9 protein-coding genes are annotated in these 12,999 nt (G+C 39.2%); 7 read left to right on the top strand and 2 right to left on the bottom strand.

The genetic code is table 11. From position 1 onward, the window contains the following. The first annotated feature begins 6 nt into the window (after window positions 1–6). The 7 genes from GFO_RS00130 to GFO_RS00100 all read left to right on the top strand — a co-directional run bounded on the left by GFO_RS00130 (window position 7) and on the right by GFO_RS00100 (window position 11,118). On the top strand, window positions 7–1,191 hold the full coding sequence (locus tag GFO_RS00130; RefSeq protein ID WP_011707957.1) for an efflux RND transporter periplasmic adaptor subunit: 1,185 nt from the start codon (window positions 7–9) through the stop codon (window positions 1,189–1,191). 63 nt (window positions 1,192–1,254) lie between these two features. Further along, window positions 1,255–1,671 (top strand): Fur family transcriptional regulator, encoded by a 417-nt coding sequence (locus GFO_RS00125; protein ID WP_041249951.1) that lies wholly within the window; start codon window positions 1,255–1,257, stop codon window positions 1,669–1,671. Between the two features lie 60 nt (window positions 1,672–1,731). Further along, the gene (locus GFO_RS00120) at window positions 1,732–2,088 is read left to right on the top strand and encodes a SpoIIAA family protein (RefSeq protein WP_011707955.1); all 357 of its coding nucleotides are present in this window, start codon (window positions 1,732–1,734) and stop codon (window positions 2,086–2,088) included. Then, window positions 2,089–2,976, top strand: coding sequence for a cation diffusion facilitator family transporter (locus GFO_RS00115; protein WP_011707954.1), 888 nt, complete (start codon window positions 2,089–2,091; stop codon window positions 2,974–2,976). A 4-nt stretch (window positions 2,977–2,980) separates the two neighbouring features. Next, window positions 2,981–4,951 carry a heavy metal translocating P-type ATPase gene (locus tag GFO_RS00110; RefSeq protein ID WP_011707953.1) on the top strand — a complete coding sequence of 657 codons (1,971 nt, stop codon included), beginning with the start codon at window positions 2,981–2,983 and terminating at the stop codon, window positions 4,949–4,951. A 445-nt stretch (window positions 4,952–5,396) separates the two neighbouring features. Continuing rightward, the gene (locus GFO_RS17175; protein WP_011707952.1) at window positions 5,397–10,181 is read left to right on the top strand and encodes a T9SS type B sorting domain-containing protein; all 4,785 of its coding nucleotides are present in this window, start codon (window positions 5,397–5,399) and stop codon (window positions 10,179–10,181) included. A 10-nt stretch (window positions 10,182–10,191) separates the two neighbouring features. Beyond that, the gene (locus GFO_RS00100; protein WP_158308611.1) at window positions 10,192–11,118 is read left to right on the top strand and encodes a PorP/SprF family type IX secretion system membrane protein; all 927 of its coding nucleotides are present in this window, start codon (window positions 10,192–10,194) and stop codon (window positions 11,116–11,118) included. Between the two features lie 146 nt (window positions 11,119–11,264). Here the strand turns inward: GFO_RS00100 and GFO_RS00095 are convergent, their stop codons facing one another. Both GFO_RS00095 and GFO_RS00090 read right to left on the bottom strand, forming a co-directional pair. Next, entirely contained in the window at window positions 11,265–11,633 is a 369-nt protein-coding gene (locus tag GFO_RS00095) for a hypothetical protein (protein WP_011707950.1), read from the bottom strand. Window positions 11,634–11,760: 127 nt separating this feature from the next. Next, window positions 11,761–12,957: an MFS transporter gene (locus tag GFO_RS00090; RefSeq protein ID WP_041250179.1), complete on the bottom strand. Its 1,197-nt coding sequence runs from the start codon at window positions 12,955–12,957 to the stop codon at window positions 11,761–11,763. Window positions 12,958–12,999: the final 42 nt, after the last annotated feature.

Here is a 12,999-nt window from a genome sequence, read left to right as displayed (position 1 = left end):
ACCAAAATGAAAATAAAAAGGATAATATTACTTACACTTCCGCTCTGGATTTTCTTCTCGTGCGGGGATAAAAAAGAAGCTGAGGACATTAAAACGGCTTCTATACAGAACGATACAATTTCAAAAGCTCCTGTTCAGGAAGTGATGTTGAATCAGGCGCAGTTTGATGCACTGGGAATTAAAAAAGACACTCTTACAAAAAGGGTGATGAGCGGCTACGTAGAAGTTAATGGTGAGCTGGAAGTTCCACCACAAAGTGAAGCTCGTGTCACCACAGTTTTTGGTGCAAATATTACCAGGATCCTGGTAATAGAGGGTGAAGATGTAAAGAAAGGACAAGTGCTTGCCTATATAACCCATCCTGATATTATCAAACTACAAAGTGATTTTCTAAATGCTTACAATGATTTTGAATTAAAGGAAAAGGAATTTAACCGACAGGAAAAATTGTATAATGCCGGTGTTGGTTCGGGAGAATTATTTCAAAGATCTGAAGCCGCTTTAAAAAGTGCGCAGGGAAGATATAGAGGTCTGAGATCACAGGTGGAAATCTTAAATCTTAATCCCTCCACAATTTTAGATGGAAACATACAAAGAAACGTTCCTTTAGTAAGTCCTATAGAAGGTGCGGTTCAAAAGGTAAATGTAAAAACTGGGCAGTTTGTAGAAGCTCAAACCAGTCTTTTTGAGATCGTGAACACACATCATGTGCACGTAGATCTAATGGTATTTGAAAAAGATGTTTCCAGGGTACAACAGGGACAAACGGTTAAGTTTACCGTGGAATCCCTTCCGGGAACCGAATTGACAGCCAGAATTTTATCGATAAGTAAAACTTTTGAAGACGATCCTAAAGCCCTGCATGCCCATGCAGAGATCAACAACAAACCCGAAAACCTTATTCCGGGAATGTACGTTAGAGGACGTATTCTGGTGGAGGATAACAAGATCACTGCTTTACCGGAAGATGCCGTGGTACGCAACAATGGCAAATATTTTATTTTTACGGTAGAAGCAGAAGGAAAAGACTGGAGCTTTAAACCGGTTGAAGTAAAGACAGGCACCGAAGATTCCGGTTGGATCCAGGTAGATCTGTTAAGAAACATTCCGAAGGATACAGAAATTGCTTATAACAATGCCTATTATCTTATGGCAGAAATGCAAAAAGGAGAAGGAGGGCATGGTCATTAGATTTACAAAAGGTCCACCGCCAAGTTAATTTACATGTAGCCGCAACAAAGATTTATAAAAATGATGACCGAAATAGAAAAAACATTACAAGACAGAAATGTACGCCCAACGGCAATGCGTATCCTCATCTATAAATTTATGGCTGAAAAGGAGATCGCAGTCGCCTTATCTGATATTGAGAATGCTTTCTCAAAAGCGGAACGTACCACATTATATCGTACCATTAAAACCTTTGAAGAAAACGGGATTGTACATCAGATAGATGACGGCACCAATATTTCAAAATACGCCTTATGTGAGGCGGGCTGTAATTGTGAACTTAATCATGATTTGCATTTGCATTTTCACTGTAGTAATTGTGATGAAACAATATGTTTGACTGAGCAAAAAATACCAAATATAAATCTGCCTAGTGCCTATATCGCAGAAGATGCGAATTTGGTGGTGAAAGGTATATGCGAGAAATGTAGCGGCCAATAAATGCACTGCGGTTACATCGTGATTTTAATTATTTTATAATCAATTTAAAAAAAAGATTAAGTGTTACAGTTTATTGATTTAAAACAAGACAAGCTTTTGGCCACGGTCATAGATGGTAAGCTTTCCGAAGAAGAAATAGAATTATTGCATGCGAAAATCCACGAAATCCTTGAGACGAACAATAAACTTAGGTGGTATTTTGAAATGAACGATTTTGATGGATGGAGTGCAAAAGGCTTCTGGGAAGATTTAAAAATGGATTCCAAACACGCCAGCGATTATGAAAAAATTGCCATGGTTGGAGATTCCGAATGGCAGGATTGGATGACACAATTAATGAAACCCTTTACCAATGCCGATATAAAGTTCTTCGAAATAGAAGAAAAAGAGCGGGCAAAGAAATGGATTCAGTTGTAGATGGCACACGAGCATTCACATAAGCAATCTGGTAAAAACCTGAAACTGGCATTTTTTCTCAATCTGGCATTTACCATCCTGGAATTTATTGGCGGTATGTATGTTAACAGTATCGCCATAATTTCTGATGCCGTCCACGATCTGGGAGACAGCCTTTCCCTGGGAACATCGTGGTATCTGGACAAAAAATCCAAACAAGGTGCCAATGCACAATTCTCTTTTGGCTATCGTAGGTTTTCGCTTTTGGGGGCACTTATCAATAGTGTGGTACTTATCGCCGGTTCTGTGTATGTTATTTATGAAGCGGTGGGCAGGATTTTAGAGCCTCAACATTCTGATGCGCAGGGAATGATCATTTTTGCCATTGTCGGTGTGGCCGTTAATGGTTATGCCGCCTACAAATTGAGTGGTGGGAAATCTATGAACGAAAAAGTGGTGTCCTGGCACTTACTGGAAGATGTTCTGGGCTGGGTGGCCGTTTTAATAGTTGCCATTGTATTGTACTTTAAAGATATTCATTATCTCGACCCTGCACTGTCATTATTAATCACATTGTATATCCTTTACAACGTCATAATAAGATTAAAAGATACGCTGTTTGTTTTTTTACAAGGTGTTCCCAAGGATATTGATCTTGATGAAATAAAATCAAAAATCAGGGAAATTGAAAATGTTAGTTCCCTACATCATACACATCTATGGTCTTTAGAAGGAGAGCACCATGTTTTTACCAGCCATATTAAATTGAATAATATTAAGGAACTCGGCCAGATAATCACCATAAAAGAAAAGATTCGGAATATTTTGAAAGACTATAATTTTGATCATTATACCATTGAAACCGAATTGGACGAGGAAACCTGTAGCCTTAACGATAATCAAGGATAAAAAAATGAAAAAGAAAAAACTCAACCTACGGGACATCACTACCGAAGAACATTCAGGAGAGCACACTCACAACGATGGTCACAACCATACCAGCCCGGAAGAGTTATCCAAATTTAGGACCTATTTACCAGCTATTTTCAGCTTTGTAATGCTGATTGTGGGAATTGCCATCGATTACTTTGATGCTTTTCCATTTTTCAAGGGTTGGGTCCGCATTATATGGTATGTTGTGGCATACATCCCGGTGGGTTTCCCGGTAATCAGGGAAGGATGGAACAGTATTAGGAATGGTGATTTCTTCACGGAATTCCTATTAATGTCCATAGCCACCCTAGGGGCTTTTGCCATAGGCGAATATCCCGAAGGCGTGGCCGTAATGCTCTTTTATGCGGTGGGTGAATTGTTTCAGAATGCCGCGGTAAATCGCGCCAAGGGAAATATTAAAGCCCTGTTGGACGTTCGTCCTAATGAAGCCCTGGTATATCGGGATGAAGATTATGTTTCGGTAAATCCTGAAACCGTGGAGATTGGCGAGAAAATCCAGGTTCGGGTGGGGGAAAAAGTGCCCCTTGATGGAATATTGCTTTCTGAAAAAGGTTCTTTTAATACCGCCGCCTTAACCGGTGAAAGCAAACCCGATACTATTGCCAAAGGTGACAAAGTTTTTGCGGGAAGCATTAATCTGGATGGCGTTATTGAAATTGAAACTACCAAAGAATTTAAAGATAGCTCTATTGCCCGGATTCTGGATATGGTGCAGAATGCCACCGCCCGTAAATCCAAAACCGAATTATTTATTAGGAAATTCGCCAGGATCTATACACCTATCGTTGTTTTTCTTGCCATTGGTTTGACCTTCCTCCCTTATTTCTTTGTTGAAAATTATGTTTTTGAAGACTGGCTATATAGAGCTCTTATATTCCTGGTAATTTCCTGTCCCTGTGCGCTGGTTATTTCTATTCCCCTCGGATATTTTGGCGGATTGGGCGCTGCCTCTCGAAATGGAATTCTGTTCAAAGGTGCTTCCTTCCTGGATGCCATGACCAAAGTGAATACCGTAGTAATGGACAAAACAGGAACGGTCACCAAAGGGGTTTTTAAGATCAAAGAAGTAGTGGTCAAGAATCAGGCTTTTTCTGAAGCGGAATTTATGCAATATTTAATGGCGATGGAAGAACAATCTACCCATCCCATTGCTAAAGCGATTTTGGAGTATAAAGCTAAAGGAGCCGATTTTGATGCAAATGAGGTTTCTGAAATTGCCGGAAAAGGTCTAAAAGGAACTGTAAACAAAAAAACTGTCCTGGTTGGGAATAAAGCATTAATAACCGCAAACAGTATAGAAGTTTCCAAAGAAACTAGCGATATTGTTGAATCTATCGTGATGGTATCTATTGATGGGAAATTTGCCGGCTACGTAACCATTGCTGATGAATTGAAAGAGGATGCCCATCAGGCGATTGAACAAATTAGGAAATCGGGAATTTCCAAAATTATCATGCTCTCAGGTGATAAAGATTCCATTACGCAACAAGTATCAAAGGAACTGGGAATAGATTGGGCAAAAGGTGGGTTATTACCAGAAGATAAGCTGAACGAGGTCGAAGAGCTCAAAAAACAGCTGGATACGCAAGTCGCCTTTATTGGCGATGGGATCAACGATGCGCCAGTACTGGCAGCAAGTGATGTAGGTATCGCAATGGGTGGTTTAGGAAGTGATGTCGCCATTGAAACGGCGGATGTTATTATCCAGACCGATCAACCAAGTAAGATTGCAAGGGCTATAAAAATTGGTCGCTCCACCAGACGTATTGTTTGGCAGAATATTGGACTGGCGTTTGGGGTGAAAATCATTGTACTTATCCTAGGTGCAGGTGGCCTCGCCACGATGTGGGAAGCTGTTTTTGCGGATGTTGGTGTGGCTTTGCTGGCAATATTGAATGCAGTACGTTTACAGAAGATGAAGTGGGATTAACCAAAATTTAGGTAGCTGGATCCCTTTTGAAAATTTTTATCAGATTAAAGACCATGGCGCAAAAAATCACCCATATAAATTCTGCTGATACCGATACTTTGAATAAGCTGTACCAGAGTTACCATTTTTAAATCCAAAATTTCATAAACAGCATTATTTGACGATAAAATACACAATATATTTACATCTATTTTTTATGAAATAATACCCATAATTTCCTAAAACTAGAGTATTACGTCTATTTAATGGATTTTTTATATATTTTTCTCATATTTTTAACATTATATGATTAATACAAATGAATATTTTGTAGTATTTTTATTACCTTCAAAAAAATCAAACAAACAAATCGTTGTATAGTGACTTTTAAATTAAAGTAACTATTAAGTTCTCAGTTTACCCTACTGGATTGAGATAAAATGTCTAACATTTAAATCTCGAACTTATGTTGAAAATTACTTTTCGACAGCTTTGTTTTGTGTTGTCAATTATCGCTTTTTTCACCTCGACTCTTGAAATAAACGGACAAGAGGTTGCGAATTCTGTTATTACAAGTGATAATGTCACCAACCCTGAAAATGCTGTAAATTTTAATGAGACTTACGCCAGGTTAAATTCCGATGCAGGAATCGCATTGGGTATTGGTTCAGAAACGGGGATCCTTGAATTGGGTTATCCCGAAACGCTCTCCTCAGGAACAACTTCTTACATTCGTTTAGATTTTCAAGATGACATCCTTAACTCTTTATTACAGGGAAGTTTAGGCGAGTTAATCATTGATGTTACCAGTACTCTAATACTAGGCAATCATTATTTTGAGATTCAACCTAAGTTTAATAACAGTGTATTAGCAACCTACGCTACAGATTCTTTCGAGAGTAGCAATGATTTTAAAATTGTTAGTGACAGCGAAGGGAATTTTTATGCTGCAGTAACTCCAAATTCTGAATATAACAGGATTCGTATTGAAGATATTACCGCAGGAATCCTGGGTTTAAGCAATGAAAATTCTATGGATGTATATTATTCATTGTATGATATACAGAGTGCCCCAGAATGCTACAAACCAAATTTTACCTCTGGAGATGCTTCTGGTATTAACCTGGATGTTTTAGATCTTGGCAATGCAGGAATTAAAAATCCAGATTTCGCTATTGATGAAAACCTTAATTCATTTTCGCAGATAAGTCTTGGAACTGCCGGAGTCGCTTCTAGAATTTCTCAGCTTTTTTATCTGGAGAATAATTCCGAAAATGATCAGTTCAGTATTAGCTTTAAGATGGATGGCTCTTTGGTTTCAGTAGGGGTTTTACAAAATCTAGAGTTTTCTGCATCCTTAAACGGTAGTAACGAATTTACTACTTCAGCCAATGATCTTTTGGATGTAGCTCTTCTTACAAGTCTTCAGAATAATGAAATAATCACGCTTACTATAGACCCTCCCTCAGATTTCAATCGCGTAGAAGTAAGTCTTAGTGCTCTTTTAGATATTTCCCTTGAACAATCCATAGATATTCATGACGTAAACATTCTAACTAGCGAATGCGTAGGAAATCAGGATAATGATAATGATGGACTTACCAATGAAGAGGAAGACAATATCGGCACAGATCCGAATGACCCGGATACCGATGGCGATGGAATCAATGACGGTGATGAAGTTGAGGGTGGATCCGATCCGCTTGATCCTTGTGATCCGGATCCAACTGCAGGTCCTTGCGATCAGGATAACGACGGACTCACCAATGATGAAGAAAATAACATCAATACCGATCCTACGAATCCAGATACCGATGGCGACGGAATTAATGATGGTGATGAAGTAGATGATGGTTCAGATCCATTAGATCCTTGTGATCCGGATCCAACTGCAGGTCCTTGTGATCAGGATAACGACGGACTCACCAATGATGAAGAAAATAACATCAATACCGATCCTACGAATCCGGATACCGACGGCGATGGAATCAATGACGGTGATGAAGTTGATGGTGGATCCGATCCGCTTGATCCTTGTGATCCTAATCCGGATAATGAAAATTGTGAAATTACTCCGAATGATTCTGATGGCGATGGCTTAAATGATGACGAGGAAGACAATATCGGAACAGATCCAAATAACCCGGATACCGATGGAGATGGAATTAATGACGGTGATGAAGTTGATGGAGACTCAGACCCATTAGATCCTTGCGATCCAGATCCAACTGCTGGACCTTGTGATCAGGATAATGACGGACTCACCAATGATGAAGAAAATAACATCAATACCGATCCTACGAATCCAGATACCGACGGGGATGGAATTAATGATGGGGATGAAGTTGATGGTGGTTCAGATCCATTAGATCCCTGCGATCCAGATCCAACTGCAGGTCCTTGTGATCAGGATAATGACGGACTTACAAATGATGAAGAAAATAACATCAATACCGATCCTACGAATCCAGATACCGACGGGGATGGAATTAATGACGGGGATGAAGTTGATGGTGGTTCAGATCCGTTAGATCCTTGTGACCCAAATCCGGATAATGAAAACTGTGAGTCTGAAGACAACGACCAGGATAATGACGGGATTGATGATGAGGATGAAAATGATATTGGAACCGATCCAAACGATCCTGATACTGATGATGATGGAATCAATGATGGAGATGAAGTGGATGGTGGTTCAGATCCATTAGATCCTTGCGATCCGGATCCAACTACAGGCCCTTGTGACCAGGATGATGATGGACTCACCAATGATAAGGAAAATGATATCAATACCGATCCTACCAATCCAGATACCGACGGCGATGGAATTAATGATGGTAACGAGGTTGATAATGGTTCAGACCCATTAGATCCTTGTGATCCGGATCCAACTGCAGGTCCTTGTGACCAGGATAATGACGGACTTACAAATGATGAAGAAAATAACATCAATACCGATCCTACGAATCCGGATACCGACGGCGATGGAATCAATGATGGGGATGAAATTGAAGGAGGTTCCGATCCATTAGATCCTTGTGACCCAGACCCAACAGCAGGTCCTTGTGATCAGGATAATGACGGACTTACAAATGATGAAGAAAATAACATCAATACCGATCCTACGAATCCAGATACCGACGGGGATGGAATTAATGACGGGGATGAAGTTGATGGTGGTTCAGATCCGTTAGATTCTTGCGATCCTAATCCCGATAATGAAAATTGTGAAATTACTCCGAATGATTCAGATGGCGATGGCTTAACTGATGACGAGGAAGATACTATCGGGACAGATCCACATGATCCGGATACCGATGGGGACGGAATTAATGACGGTGATGAAGTGGATGGTGGTTCTGATCCGCTTGATCCTTGTGATCCAAATCCGGATAATGAAAACTGTGAGTCTGAAGACAACGACCAGGATAATGACGGGATTGATGATGAGGATGAAAACGATATTGGAACCGATCCAAACGATCCTGATACTGATGATGATGGAATTAATGACGGCGATGAAGTTGATGGTGGATCCGATCCGCTTGATCCTTGTGATCCTAATCCAACTGCCGGACCTTGTGACCAGGATAACGACGGACTTACCAATGATGAAGAAAACGACCTTAATACCGATCCTACGAATCCAGATACTGATGGAGATGGAATTAATGACGGCGATGAAGTGGATGGTGGTTCAGATCCGTTAAATCCTTGCGATCCAGATCCAACTGCAGGTCCTTGTGATCAGGATAATGACGGACTTACAAATGATGAAGAAAATAACATCAATACCGATCCTACGAATCCTGATACTGATGATGATGGAATTGATGACGGTGATGAAGTTGATGGTGGTTCAGATCCGCTAGATCCTTGTGACCCAAATCCCGATAATGAAAATTGTGAAATTACTCCGAATGATTCAGATGGCGATGGTTTAAATGATGACGAGGAAGACAATATCGGAACAGATCCGAATGATCCGGATACCGATGGTGATGGAATTAATGATGGTAACGAGGTTGATAATGGTTCAGACCCATTAGATCCTTGCGATCCGGATCCAACTGCTGGACCTTGTGATCAGGATAAAGACGGACTTACAAATGATGAGGAAAACGACCTTAATACCGATCCTACGAATCCAGATACCGATGGGGACGGAATCAATGATGGTGATGAGGTAAATAGCGGATCCAATCCGTTAGATCCTTGCGATCCTAATCCAGATAATGAAAATTGTGAGTCTGAAGACAACGACCAGGATAATGACGGGATTGATGATGAGGATGAAAACGATATTGGAACCGATCCAAACGATCCTGATACTGATGATGATGGAATTGATGACGGTGATGAAGTAGACGGTGGTTCTGATCCGCTAGATCCTTGTGACCCCAACCCGGATAATGAAAACTGTGAGTCTGAAGACAACGACCAGGATAATGACGGGATTGATGATGAGGATGAAAATGATATTGGAACCGATCCAAACGATCCTGATACTGATGATGATGGAATCAATGATGGAGATGAAGTGGATGGTGGTTCTGATCCATTAGATCCTTGCGATCCAAATCCTGATAACGAGAATTGCGATAAGTTCGCAAATCTTACTGTGTTAAAAACAGTAGATCTTATGACGCCAGCAATTGGTCAAATGGTCACATTTACTATTAAAGTTGCTAATAACGGAGAGTTGGATGCCAGTAATATTATTATTCAGGAGAATATTCAAAGCGGATTTAAACATCTTGAAAGTCTCGCCACTCATGGAACTTATAACCATATAACGGGAGAATGGAAAATAGATACCCTGGAAATGAATTCCATGGCTGAATTGGTGGTAAAGCTGGAAATATTGGAAAATGGTATTTATGAAAACATGGCTTTCCTCAGAAATTCTACTCCAAATGATGAAAAGGAGAGTGATAATATGTCTATTGTTCAATTAGACCCTCTTTGCATTAGAGTTTTCAATCAGTTCTCTCCAAACGGAGATGGTATGAATGATTTGTTTGCAATCAACTGTATCCAAAACTTTCCAAAGAATAACCTTAAGATTTTTAATCGTCACGGTAATAAGGTCTTTGAAACCTCTGGCTACAATAATACGTGGAATGGAACCTCTAATACCGGATTTTCGGTTGGAGATAACAAAAAGATACCGAATGGAACTTACTTCTATATTCTAGATCTGGGAGATGGCTCCCCGCTTATGGAAGGATGGATTCAAGTAATAAGATAAAATGAAAATTATGAAATCACTGTATATAAAACACTTAATCATAGGCCTGTTCATTTTAAATTTTTACGCAATGAATGCGCAGGTAGAACCTCAATATTCAAACTATATGTACAATCTCCAGCACGTGAATCCTGCGTATGTAGGCACACTGGAAAATAGCAATATTACAGGGATGTTTCGAAGTCAGTGGACCGGGATAAACGGTGCCCCAGAATCCCAATGGCTGTCTTACGGAACATCCCTTTCAAACAACAAAATGGGTCTTGGCCTAAATCTGGTAAATGATAAGATTGGGCCGGCATCTTACAAATCTTTTGCGGCAGTTTATGCTTATAACATTTCTCTTAGTGAAAACACTATTATATCTCTGGGAATCAATGGCGGAGGAGCTTTATTAGATATTGATTTCAACAAAGGAAATTTTGAAAACCCAGGTGATATAGCTAGAAATAATATAAGTAATGAATTTTACGCCAAAGTAGGAGCTGGTTTGATGGTTTCATCAGAGAGTTGGTACGCAGGTATTTCAGTTCCAAATTTTTTTAAGCAGGATTTTTATGATGAGGAAGTTCGTAACGTCGTAGCTGATAAAATTCAATATAATATACTGGCAGGTTATCAATTCGATCTAAACAGGACACTTACTTTTCGCCCTTCAATTCTGGCTAATGTGATTCAGGGAAATCCAATCACCTTAAATGCCAATGCAAACTTTTTATTGTTTGACAGGCTAAGTCTTGGCCTGGGTTACAGGTATGATGAAGCTATGATTGGGAATGCAGGATTTCAGATACTGGAAGGATTATTCTTAGGGTATTCGTATGACTTTGCTACGAACGATTTTGCTGAATATCATAATGGATCACATGAAATTGTTATAAAGTTCAAATTCAACAAAGAAACCTTTCAATCTAAAAATGCATTGAATTCATTTTAAGGAATAACGATTACAGTAGGGAAAGATAGTCACTCATGAAAATTCAGGGTGGCTATCTTTATATTATTAGTATAAAACTGAATGAAATCAATAACGGACATCACGAAGCATCATAACTTGGAAAAAGTACTTCGCCACTTTATAATTCAGTGACATTCCCAGCAGACGACATCAGGTTTAAAAATATCGGGACAGGGAATTTTTGCACAATTTACCGGAGTAGCAGATAAAACCTGGTTATCTGACTGATTAATCCCACTTCCGGACGGATAATATGGAATGAAATTTCCTTCTTTAGTTAACAAGAAATTTTTTGCGGTCTTCCAGCTTACCAACTGTTTTGCTGCTTCTTTATTATTCTTTTGTAGATCTGAAACCACTTCATCATAAGTTTTAACCTTTTCGGCTTTTGTCATTTTCAGTTCCTTTCTTACCTGAGCATTTAATCCGAATGAAAAGAAGCTCATTAAAATTAACAGCAACATACTTATTTTATAAAATTTTCCAATAAACATAACTTATTGATTTAAAGGTTTATACACTCAATAAGTTACGGATTTTCCAAACAAAATTTCATAATAATTTGATTATCAATTACTTTAAATTTTCATATGAAAACAAAGGGAGAAGATAATCTAGAGTTTAGATACGTCTAATACGCTGGGCATTAAGAATAATAAGTCCCAGAATTATGGCAGTAACCAATAATATAGAACCAAATTCTGTTCCCATATCCATCAGTGTTCCAAAAATCAGAGGTCCCAAAGCAGTACTTAACACCATAAACATGGTAAAAACACTTCTTATGGTTCCTAATTTTTCTGTTCCGAAGACTTCAGCCAGAACTGCGGATTTCACGGTACCAGCCATCCCAACACTAATGCCCGCAAGAATCAGAAAAACCAGGGCTCCAAAAATACTATCAGAAAAGGCAAAAGGAAGTAATCCTAATGTAAATGGGATCAGGTAGAAGCGAAACATTTGTTTTCCGGTATATTTATCCACAAGTACACCGCCGTAAATTGAAAACACCACCCTTGTTAAGGCGTAAACGGTAAAAAAACTGGCATAAAGCGAAACAGACCAGCCATTATCTTCAACTATAACATACTGGTAAAAAAATACTGCGGTGATCGTAAAACTAAGGGCAAAACTTACCGGCATAAGAATATAAAATGCCTTCTTCTTCAGGAGACTTTTATATTCCTTCATCAAAGATTTAGCAGAAGGCTTTGTTGCCAATTCGAGACCTTTATCAAAATGGGTAAGATCTGAAAAATATAATCTGATCAAATATAAAAACAGGAAGGCTGCACTGGCCATCGCTGCGATCTCATAATCATACCAAAGTATAAGGCTTGAAATACAAATTGGAAAGATAGCCTCCCCAATGGCATAGCCAAGGGACGCGATACTTAAGGCTTTTCCCCGGTCTAATTCATAATGCCGGGACATAACGGTTAAGCTAATATGACTCATTAGTCCCTGGCCGGTCAATCTTAATCCGATAAGGGCAATGATGAGAATCGCAATACTCAAATGAGAAATTCCCAGTAGAAAAGAAGACACCGCAAGTCCGGCTACAGTAAGTGCCGTTATTTTTTTTACTGGCTTATGATCTATCATATGTCCTACCGAAAGCATAATTACTGAAGAAGTGACCGTAGCAATGGCATAGATACTACCGAATAAACCATTAGAAATAGCAAAGGTCTTTAATATCTCAGGAACGTAGATGGAAATAAGAAAGGTTTGCCCGAAACTGGAGAGAAACGTAAGCATCCATCCAAAACCCACTTCTCTGGTATTGTTCCTGAAAAATTTAATGAGTCCGGCCAAAATCAAACTTATTGATATTCCTAATATTTGCAAAAATAGAAA

Source organism: Christiangramia forsetii KT0803 (assembly GCF_000060345.1).
Classification (GTDB): Bacteria; Bacteroidota; Bacteroidia; order Flavobacteriales; family Flavobacteriaceae; genus Christiangramia; species Christiangramia forsetii.
The sequence above is the reverse complement of the archived record's forward strand: the minus strand, read 5'-3'. Positions and strand labels throughout refer to the sequence as shown.